The sequence below is a fragment of the Prescottella sp. R16 genome, from assembly GCF_030656875.1.
In the GTDB taxonomy this organism is placed as follows: Bacteria; Actinomycetota; Actinomycetes; order Mycobacteriales; family Mycobacteriaceae; genus Prescottella.
In genome coordinates this window covers 925,739-944,654 of record NZ_CP130943.1, presented here as the reverse complement: position 1 = coordinate 944,654, position 18,916 = coordinate 925,739, and the positions used below count along the sequence as shown (strand labels likewise).

17 protein-coding genes, 6 tRNA genes and 1 pseudogene are annotated in these 18,916 nt (G+C 68.3%); 7 read left to right on the top strand and 17 right to left on the bottom strand.

Translation table 11 applies throughout. The features are described from left to right. Nucleotides 1-111: 111 nt before the first annotated feature. From Q5696_RS04370 to Q5696_RS04360, 3 genes are read right to left on the bottom strand one after another with little or no spacing between them, the layout of a single operon-like run. Nucleotides 112-657 (bottom strand): VOC family protein, encoded by a 546-nt coding sequence (locus Q5696_RS04370; protein ID WP_305093995.1) that lies wholly within the window; start codon nt 655-657, stop codon nt 112-114. A 5-nt stretch (nt 658-662) separates the two neighbouring features. Continuing rightward, nucleotides 663-1,544 (bottom strand): oxidoreductase, encoded by an 882-nt coding sequence (locus Q5696_RS04365; protein WP_305093994.1) that lies wholly within the window; start codon nt 1,542-1,544, stop codon nt 663-665. Nucleotides 1,545-1,601: 57 nt separating this feature from the next. Then, nucleotides 1,602-2,594, bottom strand: a complete 993-nt coding sequence (locus Q5696_RS04360) for an alpha/beta hydrolase (RefSeq protein ID WP_305093993.1) — start codon at nt 2,592-2,594, stop codon at nt 1,602-1,604. 237 nt (nt 2,595-2,831) lie between these two features. Here Q5696_RS04360 and Q5696_RS04355 point away from each other — a divergent pair, with 237 nt between their 5' ends. Continuing rightward, nucleotides 2,832-3,740, top strand: coding sequence for an RluA family pseudouridine synthase (locus Q5696_RS04355; RefSeq protein WP_305093992.1), 909 nt, complete (start codon nt 2,832-2,834; stop codon nt 3,738-3,740). A gap of 73 nt (nt 3,741-3,813) precedes the next feature. Continuing rightward, nucleotides 3,814-4,590, top strand: a complete 777-nt coding sequence (locus Q5696_RS04350) for an SDR family NAD(P)-dependent oxidoreductase (protein ID WP_305093991.1) — start codon at nt 3,814-3,816, stop codon at nt 4,588-4,590. Between the two features lie 9 nt (nt 4,591-4,599). Here Q5696_RS04350 and Q5696_RS04345 read toward each other — a convergent pair whose 3' ends face one another. The 3 genes from Q5696_RS04345 to hsaA are packed head-to-tail and all read right to left on the bottom strand — an operon-like array spanning nt 4,600 to nt 8,016. Continuing rightward, nucleotides 4,600-5,172, bottom strand: coding sequence for a TetR/AcrR family transcriptional regulator (locus Q5696_RS04345; RefSeq protein WP_305093990.1), 573 nt, complete (start codon nt 5,170-5,172; stop codon nt 4,600-4,602). Between the two features lie 11 nt (nt 5,173-5,183). Continuing rightward, nucleotides 5,184-6,806 carry an FAD-binding protein gene (locus Q5696_RS04340; protein WP_305093989.1) on the bottom strand — a complete coding sequence of 541 codons (1,623 nt, stop codon included), beginning with the start codon at nt 6,804-6,806 and terminating at the stop codon, nt 5,184-5,186. A gap of 37 nt (nt 6,807-6,843) precedes the next feature. After that, nucleotides 6,844-8,016 (bottom strand): 3-hydroxy-9,10-secoandrosta-1,3,5(10)-triene-9,17-dione monooxygenase oxygenase subunit, encoded by a 1,173-nt coding sequence (gene hsaA / locus Q5696_RS04335; RefSeq protein WP_305093988.1) that lies wholly within the window; start codon nt 8,014-8,016, stop codon nt 6,844-6,846. Between the two features lie 316 nt (nt 8,017-8,332). Here hsaA and Q5696_RS04330 point away from each other — a divergent pair, with 316 nt between their 5' ends. Beyond that, nucleotides 8,333-9,091, top strand: a complete 759-nt coding sequence (locus Q5696_RS04330) for an IclR family transcriptional regulator (RefSeq protein ID WP_305093987.1) — start codon at nt 8,333-8,335, stop codon at nt 9,089-9,091. A 43-nt stretch (nt 9,092-9,134) separates the two neighbouring features. Here Q5696_RS04330 and Q5696_RS04325 read toward each other — a convergent pair. The 8 genes and pseudogenes from Q5696_RS04325 to Q5696_RS04290 form a co-directional block, all read right to left on the bottom strand. Further along, nucleotides 9,135-9,211 (bottom strand) — tRNA-Phe (locus tag Q5696_RS04325). Between the two features lie 53 nt (nt 9,212-9,264). Further along, a tRNA-Asp gene (locus Q5696_RS04320) sits at nt 9,265-9,338 on the bottom strand. 89 nt (nt 9,339-9,427) lie between these two features. Then, nucleotides 9,428-9,504: transfer RNA gene (locus Q5696_RS04315), tRNA-Phe, on the bottom strand. Between the two features lie 55 nt (nt 9,505-9,559). Continuing rightward, nucleotides 9,560-9,633 (bottom strand) — tRNA-Asp (locus tag Q5696_RS04310). Nucleotides 9,634-9,681: 48 nt separating this feature from the next. After that, nucleotides 9,682-9,754 (bottom strand) — tRNA-Glu (locus Q5696_RS04305). A 122-nt stretch (nt 9,755-9,876) separates the two neighbouring features. Then, nucleotides 9,877-10,560 (bottom strand): TetR family transcriptional regulator, encoded by a 684-nt coding sequence (locus Q5696_RS04300; protein ID WP_305093986.1) that lies wholly within the window; start codon nt 10,558-10,560, stop codon nt 9,877-9,879. 219 nt (nt 10,561-10,779) lie between these two features. Continuing rightward, nucleotides 10,780-11,091 carry a CorA family divalent cation transporter gene (locus tag Q5696_RS04295; RefSeq protein WP_305093985.1) on the bottom strand — a complete coding sequence of 104 codons (312 nt, stop codon included), beginning with the start codon at nt 11,089-11,091 and terminating at the stop codon, nt 10,780-10,782. A 94-nt stretch (nt 11,092-11,185) separates the two neighbouring features. Next, nucleotides 11,186-11,482: pseudogene (locus Q5696_RS04290) on the bottom strand (CorA family divalent cation transporter); the annotation flags it as partial. Nucleotides 11,483-11,742: 260 nt separating this feature from the next. Here Q5696_RS04290 and Q5696_RS04285 point away from each other — a divergent pair. Further along, nucleotides 11,743-13,203 (top strand): alkaline phosphatase PhoX, encoded by a 1,461-nt coding sequence (locus tag Q5696_RS04285; RefSeq protein WP_305093984.1) that lies wholly within the window; start codon nt 11,743-11,745, stop codon nt 13,201-13,203. Nucleotides 13,204-13,290: 87 nt separating this feature from the next. Here the strand turns inward: Q5696_RS04285 and Q5696_RS04280 are convergent. The 3 genes from Q5696_RS04280 to Q5696_RS04270 form a co-directional block, all read right to left on the bottom strand. After that, a tRNA-Lys gene (locus tag Q5696_RS04280) sits at nt 13,291-13,363 on the bottom strand. Nucleotides 13,364-13,448: 85 nt separating this feature from the next. After that, complete coding sequence (locus Q5696_RS04275; RefSeq protein WP_305093983.1) at nt 13,449-13,991, bottom strand: hypothetical protein; 543 nt, start codon at nt 13,989-13,991, stop codon at nt 13,449-13,451. A gap of 141 nt (nt 13,992-14,132) precedes the next feature. Then, complete coding sequence (locus Q5696_RS04270) at nt 14,133-15,353, bottom strand: MFS transporter (RefSeq protein WP_305093982.1); 1,221 nt, start codon at nt 15,351-15,353, stop codon at nt 14,133-14,135. A 71-nt stretch (nt 15,354-15,424) separates the two neighbouring features. Between Q5696_RS04270 and Q5696_RS04265 the strand changes: the two genes are divergently transcribed. The 3 genes from Q5696_RS04265 to dusB all read left to right on the top strand — a co-directional run bounded on the left by Q5696_RS04265 (nt 15,425) and on the right by dusB (nt 18,818). Next, the gene (locus Q5696_RS04265) at nt 15,425-16,381 is read left to right on the top strand and encodes a LysR family transcriptional regulator (RefSeq protein ID WP_305093981.1); all 957 of its coding nucleotides are present in this window, start codon (nt 15,425-15,427) and stop codon (nt 16,379-16,381) included. 233 nt (nt 16,382-16,614) lie between these two features. Next, nucleotides 16,615-17,568 (top strand): acyl-ACP desaturase, encoded by a 954-nt coding sequence (locus Q5696_RS04260; RefSeq protein WP_305093980.1) that lies wholly within the window; start codon nt 16,615-16,617, stop codon nt 17,566-17,568. A gap of 95 nt (nt 17,569-17,663) precedes the next feature. After that, nucleotides 17,664-18,818, top strand: coding sequence for a tRNA dihydrouridine synthase DusB (gene dusB / locus Q5696_RS04255; protein WP_305093979.1), 1,155 nt, complete (start codon nt 17,664-17,666; stop codon nt 18,816-18,818). Nucleotides 18,819-18,916 lie beyond the last annotated feature (98 nt).

Here is an 18,916-nt window from a genome sequence, read left to right as displayed (position 1 = left end):
AGGAGATTCAATTCCCGACCCTCGATGGTGATGGTCGTCACACCCGAAGGTGCCCGGGGAGATTCGAGGGGCACCCCCGGACGCGAGGGGGAGGTACAGGTGCAGGGACGGTCAGCCGCGGAGCTGTGCGCGGGCCGCGTGCACCCGCTCCCACAGATGCCGGTCGGTACGCGGACCACCGTGGGTGTCGGCGCCGTAGCGGGCGATCTCCGCCGCGATGTCGAGCGGACGCGTCGGCGGCTGCGCGGGCACGAGCTCGTCGATCGCGAGGGCATCCGGCACCAGCCAGCACACCTCGAACTCGATGCCGTCCGGGTCGGCCCCGTACAGCGCCTTGGTGGAGCAGTGGTTGCTCGCGCCGGTCAGCGCGTTCGCCGCGACGAGCCGATCCCGCATGTCGGCGAGCGCGCCGAGCGTGTCGACCTCCCAGGCCAGGTGGTAGAGCCCGACGTTGCCCGGCGTCACCCGACTGGTCGGGTTCGGGCTCTGGAACAGGCCCAGGTCGTGGTCGTTCGCCGAATCCGGCGCCTGCAGGAACGCCGCACCCGGGAATCCGCCCGGCAATGCCTTGAACCCGAGCACATCCTGGTAGAACGCCAGACTGCGCTGCAGGTCGGACACGAACAGGACGGCGTGGTTGAGTCGCTCGATCGCCAAGGCGGTCAGCCTCCGAAGTCGTAGGTGATGCCGGTGAGTCGTTCCGACAACGCCCACAATTCTCGCGCAACGGTGTCGTCGTGCGACTTCCGGTTCGACGACACCCGCGTCGGATAGCCGCGGGTGCCGAACAGGGACGCCGGCCCGTAGTAGCTGCCGCCGGTGACGTCGGGGACGGTGGCGGCGTACAACATCGGCAGGGCACCCATCTCCGCCGACTGCGCGATGACCGGGTTGGCGAGCGCCATGATCCGGCTGGAGATCGATTCGGTGTGCGACTGCAGGTTGGTCGACGCGTATCCGGGATGGGCGGCGAGGGACCGAACCGCCGAGCCTGCCGCCGTCAGCCGACGCTGCAACTCGTACGCGAACAGCAGGTTCGCGAGCTTCGACTGTCCGTAGGCCCGCCAGCGCCCGTAGCGTCGGTGCTGCCAGTTCAGGTCGGCGAGATCGATGGTGCCGATCTGGTGCATCGCACTCGACATCGTCACGACCCGGTCGCGGATCTTCCCGAGCAGCAGACCGGTGAGCGCGAAGTGGCCCAGGTGGTTGGTACCGATCTGCATCTCGAAGCCGTCGACGGTGCGCCGCAACGGAACCGCCATGACGCCGGCGTTGTCGACGAGCACGTCGACCGCGTCGACGGAGTCCGCGAACTCCCGCACCGACGCGAGATCCGCGAGATCGAGGCGGCGCACCTCGGCGCGCTCCCCCAGTCGTGCCGCGACGTCCCGGCCCTTGCCGACGTCGCGGCACGCGAGGATCACGTGGGCCCCGGCCCGTACGAGTGCCGTCGCCGCCTCGGCCCCGAGACCGCTGTTGGCGCCGGTCACGACGAACGTACGGCCCTGTTGATCGACGATGTCCCCTGCCGTCCATGTGGTCATGACCACAACACTACGGAAAACCCGTGTCGCAGAGCAGAGATCGTCACAGAGGCGGCGTCACCACGCGTTCAGGGCGTCGAGGATCTGCGGGCGGGCCTGCCACAGTTCCCCGGACCAGTACGGCCACGAATGGATTCCGCTGCCGTTGAACCGGAACGTGACGGGCAGGCCGAGCGTCGCGGCCCGGACCTGGAACGCCCGCGACGTCACCATCGACAGGAATTCGAGCCCCATCCCCATCGCCGTGTTCCAGTACCCGGTGACGTCGTTCGGACGGTCGTACATGCCGGGAAGCCCGTTGCCGGACGACACGTACAGCGACATCCCCTGCAGTTGCGGCGCCGACACGAACGGATCGTTGCGCAGCCACGCCGGATCCCATGGGAAACCCCACATCGAGTCGGCGTTGTAGCGGCCCGCGTCGAGCATCGCGAGCCGGATCGCGGTACGCATACCGGGCGCGGTGGTGTGCAGATAGCCGGAGAACGATCCGGCGAACCGGAACTGGTCGCGGTGGTACGCGGCGAGGGTCATGGCCGCGGTACCGCCCATCGAGATACCCACGACGCCGGTGTTCGTCCGGTCCACGCCGTACCGCGACAGGTGGTCCGGTAGGTCGCGGGTCAGGAACGTCTCCCATTTGTACGTGTACGGCTGCGCATTGAAATTACTGGGGTTGTACCAGTCGGAATAGAAACTCGATTCCCCACCGACCGGCATCACCAGTGTGACGTTGTCGAGCGCGAACTGCTGCATGGCATTCGTCTCGAAACTCCACGCATTACGGTCGTTGCGGGCACGCATTCCGTCGAGCAGATACAGCGATGCGCTGCCGCCGCGCGACGCCCACTGGACCTGCACCTTGATGTCCCCCATCGACGACGGCACCCACAACTCGTCGTAGCCACCGCGCGGGACGGCCCGCGTTCCCGGTGCCTCGGCAGCGGCGAGCGGCGCCGCGACCAGCGTGATCAGCACCGTCAGCACGGTCACCAGCACCCGCGCCACGACCCCCCTGTTCTTCCCCCACCCTTCCCGTACGAACTCCATCGAGATTTCTTCCCATTCCTCATGGAACGCGCCGACTGCGCTTCGGACAAAACGATCACCGGTGTCATCTCGGACTCCACGTCGAGCGTTAGCCGACAAAGGTGTGTCGAATGTCTCGAGATATTCGATCATGAGAGTTCTATGAGGAATTCCGCATTTTCACTATTTTCGTGCTACCCGGGCCGGATGCCGCGGACCAGCACGATTCGGGACAGGACGGCCCGGTACCGTCGAACCGTGCCCACCGCCCCGCTGCCCGTCCGTGACGGACTCAACCCCACCCGGCTGCGCCTCCCCCGGGCCGGGATGTGGCCCACCGCACTCGCCTACCTTCTCGACCGCTTCCCCACCGACACCGTCCGACTGCGCGAGAAGGTCGAGAGCGGTGAGGTCGTCGACGAACACGGCACCCCGATCGACGCCACGTCCCCGTTCCGGCCGCACGGCTTCCTGTACCTGTACCGGGATCCGCCGGTGGAGAAGCGGGTGCCGTTCGAGATCGACGTCCTGTACCGCGACGAGAATCTCCTCGTCGTCGACAAGCCGCACTTCCTCGCGACCACGCCGCGCGGCGCGTACGTCGCCGAATCGGCGCTGGTGCGGTTGCGACGCGACCTCGACCTCCCCGAGCTGGTGCCCGCGCACCGGCTGGACCGGGTGACCGCGGGCGTGCTGATCTTCACCGTCCGCCCGCCGGTCCGCCGCGCCTACCAGTCCCTGTTCGACGCCCGACTCGTCACCAAGGTGTACGAGGCCCTCGCACCACACGATCCGACACTGTCGCTCCCGCGCACGGTCCGCAGCCGCATCGTCAAGGAGCGCGGCGTCCTACAGGCCCGCGAGGTATCAGGAGAACCCAATGCGGAGAGCCGGATCGAGCTTCTCGAGACGATCGACGGCACCATCGGCCGCTACCGGCTCTCGCCACGCACCGGCAAGACGCACCAGCTGCGGCTGCACATGAGTTCGCTGGGCGTCCCGATCCTCGGGGACAACTTCTACCCCGTCGTCCGCGACGTCGCACCCGACGACTACCGAGCGCCGCTGCAACTGCTCGCCCGCAGCATCGCGTTCGACGACCCGTTCACCGGCGAGCACCGCCGGTTCGAGAGCCGGCGACGGCTGACGCCTCCTCCCGCTGGGTGAACCGACCCCTGTCGCATCGACCAAGCAACTGCTAGGTTTCGACGAAATCCTCGATCGCCCATGGGAGTACAGCATGAGCAGTCCGTCTCAGAACCCGACGCCGTCCACCGCCCTCGTCACCGGCGGGACCGGCGGCATCGGTGCCGCGATCGTGCGGCAACTCGCCGCGCAGGGCCACGACGTGGTGCTGACCTACCGATCGAATGCCGCGGCCGCCACGAAACTGGTCGCCGAGATCGAGGAGACCGGGGTGCGCGGCGCGGCGCACGCGGTGGACCTGTGCGACCCCGAGGCGACGGCCGCGCTCGCAGCTGCCACCGTCCGCGACTTCGGCGGCCTGTCGGTGCTCGTGCACGCCGCCGGCCCGCACGTCCCGATGGTGCACCTGTCCCGGGTCGAACCGTCCACGTACGCACGGCAGTTGAACGACGAGGCGACAGCGTTCTTCACCCTCGTGCACGCGTGTCTCCCGGCACTGCGGGCCGCGTCCGGGTCGGTCGTCGCCGTGACGACCGCGGCCACCGACCGTTACCCGGTCCGGGACGGCCTGTCCGCCGGAACCAAGGGCGCCGTGGAGGCACTGGTGCGTGGATTCGCCGCCGAGGAGGGCCGGTTCGGGGTGCGGTTCAACGCGGTCGGTCCGGGCATGCTCACCGACGGTATGGCCGAACGCCTGATCGACTCCCAGGAACTCGACCAGCAGGCACTGGACGTCACGATGAGCCGGATTCCGTTGCGGCGCTTCGGCACCGCCGTCGACATCGCCGAAGCCGTGTGCTTCCTGGCGAGCGACAAGGCCGGCTTCGTCACCGGGCAGAAACTGAACGTCGACGGCGGCTACACCGTCTGACGCCCCAGCTCACGCCAGCATCAGCCGCGCAGCCGACTCGAGCCGGTCCGCGATGGTCAAGTACGAGTCGTACCCCATCCCGGCGCGCAGCAACGCGCCCGCGTACAACATCTCGAGCCCCTCGAGCAGATCCTGATCGTCCTCGGACACCGTTCCCAGCGCCGTGATGAGACGCTTGCGGATCTCGATACCGATCCGCATCCGCAGATGCTCGACGTCGGGGTCACGACCGAGCAGTGCGGTCGTGACCGCGGACGCGAGCTGCGGCTCGTCCGACACCAGCAGGGCGACACTGCGCAGCACGGTCACCACACAGGTGGTGCGGTCCTCCCCGGTCCGAGTGTCTTCCGGCATCGCCGACAACCGGCGCCAGAACACCTCGGCGACGAGGTGCTCCTTCGACGAAAAATAGGTGTACGCCGTCGCGGACGCCACTCCCGCCTGCGCCGCGACGAGACGCACGGTCAGCCCGGCGAACCCCTTCTCCCGGAGTACCTCGACCGCACAGTGGGTGAGCCGGGACACCGTCTCCGCCTGCTTGGCAGTCAGACGGCGACGGGTGGATTCGTAATGACCAGACACATGTCCGGAGGCTACGCGACGTCGTCGGCCTCCGCGACGACGGCCCCCGCCCGGCGCCCCGAATAGACACAGTCCGCGATCGACAGCCCGCTGACGTACGACTCCGAGCAGATTCCGACGGCGTTGCGTCCGGCCGCGTACAGTCCCGGCACCGCGGCACCACCGGGATCGGTGACCGCACCGGTCCACTCGTCGACGGTGAGGCCACCGAGGGTGAGCACCGGGCACGGGAACCCGGCCTGGATCTTGATGGAGCAGTCGATCGCATAGAACGGGCCGTCGACGAGCGGGGTGACGTGCGCGGGGTCCTTGCCCATGGCATCGGGGCGGCCGTCCCGCCGGTCCGCGTTGTACTGCTCGAGTGTCCGGGCCAGGCCCGCCGGGTCGATACCCGTGCGGCGGGCCAGTTCCTCGGCGGTCGCGCCCTTCTTGTGTCCGACGCTGAACAGGTAGGTGGTCTGCAGTCGCTGGAACCACAGGGTCTGTTCGGGTACTTGCCGTTTCGCGTCGGCGAGCATCCGTGAATCGATGACCAGGTACGCGGCCACGTCGGTCTGGTCGGCGATGTGCTCGCCGATCTTCGCGCCGTACAACGTCTCGTTGCAGATGCGGGCACCCTGCTTGTTGACGAGCACACCCTCGGTCATCACGATGGGCGGGTTGAAGAAACGCCACGCCGACACCCGGTCCATGCGGTCGGTGGCGCCACCGACGGACTGCCCCAAGCGGATTCCGCTGCCGTCGTCGCCGATCGTGCCGAGCCCGGTGCCGTTCAGGTAGCGGGGGGCGTGCTCGGCGAGCATCTGCCGGTCGAACACGAAACCACCGGCCGCCAGGACGACGCCCTTGCGGGCCCGGTACCGGCGCACCACCGTATGCCCGTCCTCGATGCGCCGGATCGGCCCGTCCATGAGGCGGCCGATCGGCCGATAGTAGAGGTTGAACTTGCGGTTGGCCGACCCCAGCACGCGGTGCAGCCGGCGCAGCACGATCGCCCGCGGATCCACCTCGCGGCACTCGATTCCGATCACGGCGCCCGCATCGTCGGTGATCAGCGACGTCACGGTGGTCTGCCGGCGCACGTCGATCCGACGCTTCGCGGCCGCCTTCTCGAGCGCGGCGAAGAACACCTTGCCCGAGGTCCCCCGCCCCTTCGTGCGGTGCCCGCGCGGCGCCGGCTTCGCCGCGTCCTTGTACGGCGGCGCCAGCTCGTTGCCCGAGTAGTACAGGTAGTAGTCGTTGGTGGGATACGACGTCTTGCGCGGCGCCATGCTGCCCTCGAACGGCACCCCCAGCGACTCGAGCCACTGCAGGTTCTCGATACTGCGCGCGCAGAAGTCGTCGAGGAGTTCGTCGGACACCACACCGTTCGTCTCGAGCTTCAGGTAGTCGAACATCGCCCGCGGGGTGTCGTAGTCGATCCCCGCTTCCTTCTGCTGCGCCGTCCCCCCGCCCGCGTAGTAGATGCCGCCACTGATCGCGGTGGCACCGCCCCCGTCGAAACGTTCGACGACGAGTACCTGCGCGCCCCGGTCCGCCGCCTCGATCGCGGCACTGGCACCGGCCGCACCGAAGCCGACGACCACGACGTCCGCCTCGCCGTCCCAGTGTTCGATCTCGTTGTGCGGCTTCATGTTCTCGTCTCCTCGTCGAGGGGCCAGCGATGGACCGTCACACCCATGCGTCGCGGACGTCGTAGCCGAGCGCACTGCGACCGGACAGGGTGAGCGCCTGGTGCGGGTCGTTGATCACGTGGGCGCGGCCCGCATGAGCGTCCCGCCAGAATCGTTGCAGCGGTGCGTTGCTGCGCAAACCTGCACCGCCCGCGAAATCGAACAGGCGGTCGATCGCCGCGACCGCCAGACCGGACGCCCCCACCTGGTCGCGGCGCGTCCTGATCCGCAGCGACAGTGGAATCCGCTCCCCGGTCTCCGCCGTCTCCCGTAGCGCATCGAGGTTCGCGCGGAGCTGCATCCAGGCGAGATCGATGTCGCGCGCGGACTCGGCGAGCGCCGCATGCATGAACGGATCGTCGGGAACGCGCAGCGCATTCGACTCCCGCCGGGCCGCCTGCTGGTCGACGAAGGCCGTGTACGCGCCGTCTGCCATCCCGACGAGCGGAGTCGCGATCGCAGTCGAGAACACCGCGGAGAACGGGAGCCGGTACAGCGCAGACGAATTGATCTGCTTGCCGGGGCACCGGCACTGGACCGTCGCGGCAAAACTGAGTGTGCGGTGCTCGGGCACGAACGCGTCCTCGACGACGACGTCGTTGCTGCCGGTACCACGCAGGCCGACGGTGTCCCACACGTCGTCGACCCGATAGTCGCGGGCCGGGATCAGGAACGTACGGAAGTCGATCGGGTCGCCGGCGTCGTCGACGACGAATCCCCCGACCAGCACCCATCCGACGTGTGCGACCCCCGACGAGTAACTCCACCGGCCGGAGAAGAAATAGCCGCCGTCCGAGGCGACGGCCCGCCCCATAGGCGCGTACGCCGACGACAGCAGGGTGCCCGGATCCTCACCCCACACGTCCTGCTGCGCCCGGTCGTCGAACAACGCAAGATGCCACGGGTGGACGCCCAGAACCGACGCCACCCATCCGGTGGACCCGCACGCGCTCGCGAGCCGGCGGGCAGCGGCATAGAAGTCGACCGGGTCGGCCTCGAGGCCGCCGTACCGGTGCGGCTGCAGCAGCGTGAACAGACCCGTCTCGGTGAGGGCCCGCATCGTCTCGGGCGCCACCTGCCGGGCGTCCTCGGTGTCGCGGGCACGTCCCCGCAGTTCGGGAAGCAGTGCCTCGACAGCGTCGTGCACGTCCGATACCCGACGATTCCGCATGAAGGCCCCCTATCCCAGCCAGGAGCAGTTCCGCGGCCGCACGATCATGAACGATCCGAGACTAGAACAGGGTACAGATTTTGTCGATCACGTCGAAGGAAAGACTCTCAGACAACGCTTCCACCAGTAGATACAGGAACGGTATGCGATCTTCCCAGTTGTGGAATCTGTTCCATTACCACGCCCGAATCCGCGGCGGTCACCGACGGTGGGGCGAACGGCCCGCCGAAACCGCCCGCCGGCAGTTGTCGTGGCGACGGCACCGTAGGTATAAATCTTGAGGAACGGCCATGACCGTACCGAGACAGGAGGCCCGGTGACCGTCATCGACAACCACGAAGTCGTGAACGACACCACCGCGCCCCCGTCCATGGCCGAGCGCATCACCCTGATCCTCGATCAGTTCGACGGTGCCGGCACCCGCCTCACCGCCGAGGACCTGGTGCAGCTCACCCGGATCCCCCGGTCGTCGACCCATCGAATTCTCGATCAGCTCACCGAACTCGACTGGCTGCGCCACAGCAGGTCCGGATACCGCCTCGGCCGCCGATCGATCGCGCTGGGTAGCAGCAACGAACGAGACGAACTCCGCGAGGCCGCCGCACCACACCTGCACCAGATGCATCTGCGCACCCGGCTGATCGCGCACTTGTCCGTTCTCGACGGACGCGACGTCGTGTGGCTGGACAAGGTCGGCGGTCGCTGCGCCGACACGATCGCCACGCGAGTCGGCGGGCGTTCCCGCGCCGATCTGTCCACCGAGGGCAGGGCCATGCTGGCACTGCAGCCCCCCGAGCAGGTCGACGCCCTGTACAGCGGTGTGCTGTCCGCGGACGCGCTCGCTCGGCTGCATGCGCAGCTCGCACAGATCCGAACCCGCAGCGGCCGGACGTGGGAGACGGATTCGCGGGGTGTCGGGTCGACGGCAGCGGCCCTGTGCTCGGGCGAGGACGATCACGTCCAGTTCAGTTGCCTGTCGCTGCGCGGCCGGGTCCCGATCGCGCGACTGCGCGGCACGCTTCCGATGATTGCCACGGCCACGAAGATGATCTCGTCCCGACTGGACGGACGATGACGCCGGACGGGCGCAGGAAGAAGATGTGAGAACCGCGGAAAAGTGGTGGCCAGGGCCGGGATCGAACCGGCGACCTTCCGCTTTTCAGGCGGACGCTCGTACCAACTGAGCTACCTGGCCGGAAAAACCCGAACCGAATGTCGTCGCATCGTCCCGTTTCCGGAACGATAGAGCGACCCTGACGGGACTCGAACCCGCGACCTCCGCCGTGACAGGGCGGCGCGCTAACCAACTGCGCCACAGGGCCATGCTGTACTGCATGAAACTGGGTACTGCTTGTGGAACCGTACTGCTCGTGAAACTGTATTGCTCTCACGGAAACCCGAAGGCTTCCCGTGGTGGCCAGGGCCGGGATCGAACCGGCGACCTTCCGCTTTTCAGGCGGACGCTCGTACCAACTGAGCTACCTGGCCGGGCGGCACCCGAACCGAATGCCTATCGCGCCACACCGTTTCCGGTGAAGCTGAGCGACCCTGACGGGACTCGAACCCGCGACCTCCGCCGTGACAGGGCGGCGCGCTAACCAACTGCGCCACAGGGCCATACTGTACTGCTATTCAACTGTACGTTCGCTTCTCGCGAGAGAAGCGTACCCCCTACGGGATTCGAACCCGCGCTACCGCCTTGAAAGGGCGGCGTCCTAGGCCGCTAGACGAAGGGGGCCCGCCGGATCACTCCAGCCAGTACCCTCAACGGCGTTCCGTTGGGAGCGTGGATAGCTTAGGGCACCTCTTTCGGAAACCACAAATCGGCAGTTCAGCACTCATATTTCCGCAGTAGTACCCCTACTCGCCGCCGGCCGACTCCGCCTCCACGGATTCCGCGGCTTCCGAGGGCTCCTCCGGCCAGCCGTCCCGCCGCCACGCCTCGAGCCACTCGTCGGTGGCGACACCCGCGAGGAGCACCTCGAGAGACTCCTCGAACCGGGCCCGCAGATCGACCTGCTTCGCGGTGAGATCGGCCATGTACCGCTGACCGGCGAGACTCGCCGCCAGCACCCTGGTCACCTTGTCGGCGTCGACACCGTCGCGCACCAACCCGTCCTGCACGGCCCGATGCACCAGATCCCGCGCCGACGTCCCCCACACCTGCGCGCCACCGTTCTGCACGTCCGGGTAGAACTCGGGCTCGATGATGAGCCGGAACTCGGCCTGCACGATCGGATCGGTCAGGAACATCTGCGCCACCTCGTCGACGAGACCGTGCAGGATCTGGAATGCGTCGAGGTCGCTGCGGTCGATCCACCGATCGGCGACCGCTCTGAATTTCTCGAGCGCCGCGACGAGCACCGCACGCCCGAGTTCCTCCTTCGACTCGAAGTGGAAGTACATCGCACCCTTGGTTGCGTGCGAGCCCTCGAGGATCGCATTCACCGACGCTGCCGCATATCCGTGCTTACCGAACTCCACTGCGGCCGCTTCCACGATCGCGGCGCGGGTTCGCCGCGCACGCTCTTGTTGACGTGCCATTGCGCTGATCGCCTCCGAAAGCCGTGATTCCGGCCGATGGTCTCGGCCGACTCCCCGCTCGACAATCAGACTAGTCCGCTTGTCCGGTCACCCGAAACGTCACCACGAGGGCTCTCCGACCCGCCCCACCGAAACACACCGAGTGGTATTCTTTGCGGCGGCTCGGGTGTACCACAGGGGGGTGCACACCCGAGCCACCCATTCCCGTGCAGCACCCGCTCAGATCCAGCCACGACGCCGGAAGCCGATCCACAATCCGCACGCGAGCCCCACCAGGACGATCGCGCTCAACCAGAAACCCGACGGCTGAGAAAAACCGGGAAACGGCACGTTCTGCCCGAAATACCCGGTCACCCCCGTCGGGATGGCGATGATCGCCGCCCACGCGGTGAGCTTCTTCATGATCTCGTTCAACGCATTGCCCTGCATCGCGAGGCTCGTCGCCAGGATCGACTCGATCGTGTCCCGCAGTCCGTCGATCCGCTCCGTCGCCCGCAACGCGTGGTCGTACACGTCCTGGTAGTACGGCACGATCTCGGCGTACGCCGCGTGCGTTCCGGGTCGGCGCGGACTCCTCGAACAACGCGTCCTCGAGGTCCTGGATGCGGTCGTCGAGAACCTCGAAGAAGCCGTCGACCAACCGGTCCAGCAACGTGTGCACGAGCAACCCGATGCCGTGCTCGCCGAGCGTGCCGAGATCGTCCCAGTCCTCGAGCAACGGATCGAGCGGAAACCCGTCGTCGGAGCGAATCGTGATCAACGCTCGGTCCAGGATGAACGTCTCCACCCGCGTCGACGCGAGTTCCCCACTCGCCCGGTCGATCCGGACCGCCCGCGCCTGCAGCAGGCTGTGATCGCGATAGCGCACCAGCCGGGGCCGGGTACTGCCCTCCGCGGCATTCTCGATCGCCAGAGGATGCACCTCCACCGTGCCCCCGAGCAGTGGCGCGAGCACACGCAGGTCGGGCGACCGTCGCGGCGGGGGCCACCTCGCCGGAAGGGCCGCTCCCCTGCTTCGTCACATCGCTCACCCGTCCGATCATGGTTCACACCCGCCGATCCGGCAGCGACGCGTGAACTTCGTGTCCACTTCACGGACCGGCCATCCGGCGTCGTCGCCGCGTTGCGGTTCCCGGCCTACCGTCCTCGCGTCCTCACCCGTCCACCGGAGGTACCGCTACCGTGACCAGCACACCGTTCGACCGCCGCGCCTTCATCGGCCGCACCGCCCTCGTGGGCCTCGGAGTCACCCTCGCCGGCAGCGTCGGCACCCTGTTCCGGACCGGCCCCGCGTCCGCCGCGCCGGCCGGCACCGTCGGCTACGGGCCCCTCGTTCCCGACCCCGCCGGACTCCTCGCCCTGCCGGCAGGCTTCTCGTACACCGTCGTATCCCGTTCCGGCGAAACCACACTCGACGGCGGCGCGGCGTTCCCCAGCGACCCCGACGCGAACGGTGTGTTCGCGACCGCCGCCGGCACCGCACTCGTCACCAACCACGAGGTCGGCGGCGACGAACCGTTCGGCGTCCCGGTCGTCGACGGCCTCACCTACGATCCGGGTGCCCGCGGCGGCACCACCACGACCACGATCGGCCCGGACGGCACCCGCCGGGAGCAGTACGTGAGCGTCGCCGGCACCGTCAACAACTGCGCCGGCGGCATCACTCCGTGGGGCACCTGGCTCACGTGCGAGGAGACCGAGGCCCGAGCCGGCTCGAAAGGATTCGCCCTCGATCACGGCTACGTCTTCGAAGTCGACCCCGCCGGCCCGGCCGCCAACATCGACAAGAGCCCGATCCCGCTGAAGTTCCTCGGCCGCTACGCACACGAAGCGGTCGCCGTCGACCCGGCGTCGAGCGTCGTCTACCTCACCGAGGACGCCGGTAGCCCCAACGGCCTGTTCTACCGGTGGACGCCGCCGCAGGGCTTCGTCGGCGGCCCGGGGGCGTTCCACGCGCTCGCGCAGTCGCCGGGCGGCGACACCGCCGGCAGCCTGCAGGCGATGACGTGCTTCCAGGACGGCACCCACGTGCCCGATCTCGCCCAGGCCGCCACACCGGGGGTCACGTACACCGTGCAGTGGATCGACGTCCCCGACCGCGACGCCAAGACCACCTCGGTGCGCAAGCAGTTCACGAACGACCAGGTCACCCGCAGCCGCAAACTCGAAGGCCAGTGGTGGGGCGACGGCGGCGCATACTTCGTCGCCAGCTTCGCCCGTACCAGCGACGGCAGCGTGGCCGAACACGACGGGCAGGTGTGGTTCTACGACCCGGCCACCGAGACCGTCGAACTGAAAACCCTGTTCGGCGTGAACCCGGACCCGTCCGTGGACACCGGCAACTACGACGGCCCCGACAACATCACCGTGTCACCGCACGGCGGCCTGATCCTCGCCGAGGACGGCGACGGCATCAGCCACCTGATCGGTGTGACCGAGAGCGGCGAACCGTTCTCCGTCGCCCGGAACGAACTGAACGACAGCGAATTCTGCGGACCCGCGTTCAGCGCCGACGGCACCACCCTCTACGCCAACATCCAGTCACCCGGCATCACCCTCGCGATCCGCGGGCCGTGGCGTCCGGCCACCGGGTCGGCCGCGGGATCGTCCACCGGCTCCCTGGGCCCCCGCTTCGGCTCGTAGGAAAATCCTCACACCGGACGAACGACAGCGGCCCGCTCCGAATTCGGAGCGGGCCGCTGCGCTGCGGCGGAATCCACCGCCTGCACGTGCCCCCAGTAGGGCTCGAACCTACGACCTGCGGATTAAAAGTCCGTAGCTCTACCAACTGAGCTATAGGGGCGAGAAGTACGTGCGGCGAGCAGTCTAGTGGGATCGGTTCGCGCACGGAAACCACGCCCCCGTCAGGCGTGTTCGCGGTGGTCGGGTCAGATCTCCGGTGCGGGTGACTCGCCGGGCGACTCGGGTTCGCGCTGGTGCAGGTCGTTGCGCAGTCGCGTCACTTCCTCTCCGCGTTTGCGGTAGCGGCGTTGCAGGAAGACGGCCACCGCGAACAGGGCGACGCCGATGATCGCGCCCCACAGGGACGCGCCGCGGAAGCCGGGTGCCGATACGTCGAGGGTGCGTTCACCGGCGTGTGCCGCGCTGCTGCCGCCGAGGACCACGGTCAGGGTGAGGAGGTTCGGAATCGCGACGACGACACCGAGGACCAGGCTCGCGAGCACCCATATCTTGGCGTGTGTCCGTCGCCGGGACCGCCAGGCGAGGGCGAAGAGCAGCAGTGGCACCGCGGTGCACACCACCCCGTACAGCAGTCCCCAGGCGATACCTCGGCCGAAGCTTCCGTCCGCGAGCGATGCGACGCGCTGTGACCACCAGCGCGGCAGGAACGCGGCCAGAACGAAGTAGGCGATCACGAGTGCCGCGACGATCACCGCCACCCAGATCGTCTTCTTCGCCCAGGCCGGCATTCCCGGCTTCGTGGTGGTGGCCGGATCACCGGATGGAGCCGATATGTCGTTCACGCTCGTCCTCCCGTCGTAGAAGGTGCCGCCGTCCGCGAGCGCGACCCTGGCGAAATTGTGTGCTCACCGTGGTCGGTGCCGCAACACCTACCGGCGGAGTGTCGCCGCGGATGCTGCTGCGGCCACGAGGAGGGCACCGACGAACACGACGGTCGCGGGCCATCCGCCCGCCGCGTACGCGAGTCCGGCGCACGCCCCGGCGATGCTGGAACCGAGGTAGTACGCGAACAGATACATCGACGACGCCTCGGCCCGGTGCTCGGTCGCGAGCAGCCCCACCCACCCGCTGGCCACGGCGTGAGCGGCGAAGAAACCGCCGGTGAACAGCAGCATGCCGACCAGCACGACGGGCAGCACCGGGATCAGCGTGACCATCAGCCCCACCGCCATCACGACGATCGCACCGAGCAGGACTCGGGGGCGCCCGAACCGGTCGGCCGCCGAACCGGCTGCGGTCGACGTCCACGTGCCCGCCAGGTACAGCAGGAACACCAGCCCCACCGCCGCGGCGGGCAGCGAGAACGGCGCGGCGAGCAGTCGGAACCCGAGAAAGTTGTAGGCCGACACGAATCCGCCCATGAGCAGGAAGCCCAGCGCGAACAGCGTGCAGAGTGCGGGTTCGCGGACGTGTGCGGCGATGTTGGCCACGACGATCCGCGGGTGCACCCGCTGCGGGCGGAACCTGTGCGACGCCGGCAGTGTCCGGGTCATCACGACGGCCAGGGCCAGTGCCGTCAGAGCCGCGACCTCCATCGCCCACCGCCACGATGCGACGTCGAGCACGGCCGCCGGGACCAGCCGGCCGAGCAGTCCTCCGATCGTGGTGCCCGCGATGTAGCGGCCCATCGCGGAGCCGAGGTCGCGTCCGTGGACCTCCTCCGCCAGGTAGGCCATCGCGACCGCGGGAATCCCGGCGAGGGCGATGCCCTGCAGGGCGCGGGCAGTGAGGAGGACGGCCATGTTCGGGCTCAGCGGCGCGAGGACACCGACGACGCTCGACACCGTCGCGGACACCACCATGACGCGGGTGCGCCCGAACCGCTCCGACAGCACGCTCGCGGGAACGATCGCGAGCGCGACCAACCCGGTGGTCACCGACACCGCGAGAGCGGCCACTCCCGGCGGCACCGCGAAGTCGTCGGTGAGGGCGGGGAGCAGGGCCTGCGCCGAGTACATGGACACGAACGTCGTCAGCCCGGCGGCGAACAGGGCGACGGTGATCGCCCGGTAGCGGCGCGACCCGCGCTCGACCGGATCGGCGACGCGCGTCGCCCCGTCGAGTTGCGTTTCCCGTGTCGCCCGGCTCACGTGCCCACCTCCGAGGACCATCCTCACGAAACCCCCCGACCGAAAGGAAATGCATTCTTTCGCCCATGCTGATGCGTTCGATGCATAAGCTGGTGGTCGTGGAACTGCTCGACGGTCTGCGCTGGTTCATCGCTCTCGCGGAGACCGAACAGGTCACTGCGGCGTCGGACATGCTGCGTATCTCCCAGCCGACCCTGTCGCGGCGGCTGGCCCGGCTCGAACGCGACCTCGGCGGCGAGTTGTTCGAGCGGCACGGTCGGCGACTCGAACTCAACGACCGCGGTCGCATCCTGCTCGAACACGCCCGGCGCGCCTCGGCGGAACTCACCGCCGCCCGGCAGGAGATCGCGGCGTTCGACAGCCCCGACCGCGGGACGGTCCGGCTGGGATTCCTGCACTCGTTCGGGACGTGGCTCGTCCCCGGGGTACTGCGCGACTACCGGCAGCGGAGCCCGCGGGTGTCGTTCGCTCTCTACCAGGACGCCGCCACGACGCTCGTCGACCGCGTCGTCGCGGGCCGCGACGATCTCGCCTTCGTCTCCCCTCGGCCCCGCAGCACCCTGGTGCACTGGACCCCGATCACGCATCAGCGGCTCGCGCTCGCGGTCCCGGCCGGCCACCCGCTCGGGGAGTACACGACGGTGGACCTGACCGCCGCGGCGGGCGAATCGTTCATCGGCATGCACGAGGACTACGGGATGCGCCGCATTCTCGACGACCTGTGCGCTGCCGCCGGTTTCGTCCCGAACGTCGTTTTCGAGTCGAGCGAACTGGCCACCATCGGCGGACTGGTGGCCGCGTCCCTGGGCGTGGCGGTGATGCCGTGGCAGGAGCCGCACACGTGGCCCGACGGCGTGACACTCGTTCCTCTGCGCGGGGCCGGTCGAGACATCGGGGTGGTGTGGGCGTCCGGCCGCCCCCTCGCCCCGGCGGCGTCCCGGTTCCTCGAGTTCACGGTGCGGGCACACGCGCCCGTCGATGTCGGCGAACCCACGGAAACCGCACCCGAGAAGGTCACCGACGTGTAACGTCCGCCACACCCGATTCGGTATATGTCGGGACGGCCGAAACCTGCGACCAGGGGGGACAGGACTTTCGGCAACCAGATGACCGCTTTGGACCCCACTTCCGCGGACAAACCTACGCTACCGTAGGTTTGCGACCCGCCCGACGACCACGCCGACGGCGCACGCCAGCGAAAGACACCTGCAGAAGACGCCGACGTCTTTACGTGTCAACGACTTTCATGGAGGCAGAACTGATGTCGAGGGACCTCACCCAGCTCGAGTTGCTGCAGGAACTGCAGCCCGTCGCAGAAGAGAACGTCAACCGACATCTCTCGATGGCCAAGGACTGGCACCCTCACGACTACGTTCCGTGGGACGAGGGCCGCAACTTCGCGGCGATGGGCGGCGACGACTGGGATCCCGAACAGTCCCGGCTCGACGACGTCGCGAAGGCCGCGATGATCACCAACCTCCTCACCGAGGACAACCTGCCGTCGTACCACCGCGAGATCGCCGAGAACTTCTCGCAGGACGGCGCCTGGGGCACCTGGGTGGGCCGGTGGACGGCCGAGGAGAACCGGCACGGCATCGTGATGCGCGACTACCTCGTCGTCACCCGCGGAGTCGACCCGGTCGAGCTCGAGAACGCCCGGATGATCCACATGACGAACGGGTACAACTCCCCCGCCGGCGACAGCGTGGGCCTGCTGCACTCGGTCTCGTACGTGACGTTCCAGGAACTCGCGACGCGGGTCTCGCACCGGAACACCGGCAAGGCCTGCCAGGATCCGATCGCCGACCGGATGCTGCAGCGCATCGCCGCCGACGAGAACCTGCACATGATCTTCTACCGCAACATCTGTGGTGCCGCGATGGACCTCGCCCCCGACCAGACGCTGCGGGCCGTGACCGACATCATCAAGAACTTCGAGATGCCGGGCGCCGGCATGCCGAACTTCCGGCGCAACGGCGTGCTCATGGCCAAGCACGGCATCTACGACCTGCGTCAGCACCTCGAGGAGGTCGTGCAGCCGGTGCTGCGGAAGTGGAAGGTGTTCGAGCGCACCGACTTCACCGCCCGCGGCGAGGACACCCGCGAGGAACTCGCCGCCTTCCTCGAAGGCCTCGAACAGCAGGCGGTGCGGTTCGAGGAGATGCGCGACCGTTCCCTCGCGCGTGACGCCGCCCGCGCGGAAAAGGCGTCCTGACAGGCCCCCACCTGGCCCGTTGCGGCTATCCTGTGCCCGGTACCGGATTCGGTACCGGGCACACCTTTTCCCCGAAACGCTCCTCCCGAGGTCGCATGTCTTCTTCCCGGTCCCCCCTTCGCATCGGTTCGCTCGAACTGGGCAGCCCCGTCGTCCTCGCCCCCATGGCAGGAATCACGAACGTCGCATTCCGGACGCTGTGCCGAGAACTCGAGATCGAACGCGCCGGCAGCACCGCCGGCCTGTACGTGTGCGAGATGGTGACGGCCCGCGCCCTCGTCGAACGCCATCCGGTGACGATGCACATGACCACGTTCGGGCCCACCGAGACCCCGCGGTCGCTGCAGCTGTACACCGTCGACCCCGAGATCACGTACGCCGCCGCGAAGATGATCGTCGACGAGAACCTCGCCGACCACATCGACATGAACTTCGGCTGCCCCGTCCCCAAGGTCACCCGCAAGGGCGGCGGCTCCGCCCTGCCCTACAAGCGCCGCCTGTTCGGGCAGATCGTCGCCGCCGCCGTGAAGGCCACCGAGGGCACCGACATCCCCGTCACCGTCAAGATGCGGGTCGGTATCGACGCCGAACACCACACCCACCTCGACGCCGGACGCATCGCCGCCGCCGAAGGTGCCGCCGCCGTCGCGCTGCACGGCCGCACCGCCGCCCAGCGCTACTCCGGACAGGCCGACTGGTCGGAGATCGCCCGGCTCAAGGAGCACGTCACCGACGTCCCGGTCCTCGGCAACGGCGACATCTTCGCCGCCGAGGACGCCGAGAAGATGATGGCCGAGACCGGCTGCGACGGCGTCGTCGTCGGACGCGGCTGCCTCGGTCGGCCGTGGCTGTTCGCGGAACTCAGCGCCGCACTCAACGGCACCGAGATGCCCGTACCGCCGAATCTCGGCGAGGTCGCCGCGATCATGATGCGGCACGGACGCCTCCTCGCCGACCATCACGGTGAGGACAGGGGCATGCGCGAGATGCGCAAGCACATCGCCTGGTACATGCGCGGATTCCCGGCCGGCTCCGAGCTGCGCAACGGAATGGCCCGGGTGTCGTCGCTGGCCGAACTCGAGGGCTTCCTCGGGCAGCTCGATCCGACGGTGCCGTTCCCCAAGGACGCGGAAGGACCGCGCGGCCGACAGGGCTCCCCCGGCACCGTGGCCCTCCCGGACGGATGGCTCGACGACCCCGAGGACACCCTGGTACCGGCCGGCGCCGACATCATGCACTCCGGCGGATAAGACCGCCAGGTCTGCCGCGCGCCCCTGTCGAACTCGCAATCGATCAGTATCATTGCGGCGTCGTCGAGCGACGGTACTTGTTTGGAGGCGGAGAGGTC

Excerpts from the sequence above, each read along its gene's own strand:
- Q5696_RS04350 (WP_305093991.1), top strand. The coding sequence starts at position 3,814 with ATGAGCAGTCCGTCTCAGAACCCGACGCCGTCCACCGCCCTCGTCACC.
- dusB (WP_305093979.1), top strand. The coding sequence starts at position 17,664 with ATGTCTTCTTCCCGGTCCCCCCTTCGCATCGGTTCGCTCGAACTGGGC.
- Q5696_RS04300 (WP_305093986.1), bottom strand. The coding sequence starts at position 10,560 with ATGGCACGTCAACAAGAGCGTGCGCGGCGAACCCGCGCCGCGATCGTG.
- Q5696_RS04340 (WP_305093989.1), bottom strand. The coding sequence starts at position 6,806 with ATGAAGCCGCACAACGAGATCGAACACTGGGACGGCGAGGCGGACGTC.
- hsaA (WP_305093988.1), bottom strand. The coding sequence starts at position 8,016 with ATGCGGAATCGTCGGGTATCGGACGTGCACGACGCTGTCGAGGCACTG.
- Q5696_RS04265 (WP_305093981.1), top strand. The coding sequence starts at position 15,425 with ATGCGTTCGATGCATAAGCTGGTGGTCGTGGAACTGCTCGACGGTCTG.
- Q5696_RS04260 (WP_305093980.1), top strand. The coding sequence starts at position 16,615 with ATGTCGAGGGACCTCACCCAGCTCGAGTTGCTGCAGGAACTGCAGCCC.
- Q5696_RS04275 (WP_305093983.1), bottom strand. The coding sequence starts at position 13,991 with ATGCCGGCCTGGGCGAAGAAGACGATCTGGGTGGCGGTGATCGTCGCG.
- Q5696_RS04365 (WP_305093994.1), bottom strand. The coding sequence starts at position 1,544 with ATGACCACATGGACGGCAGGGGACATCGTCGATCAACAGGGCCGTACG.
- Q5696_RS04360 (WP_305093993.1), bottom strand. The coding sequence starts at position 2,594 with ATGGAGTTCGTACGGGAAGGGTGGGGGAAGAACAGGGGGGTCGTGGCG.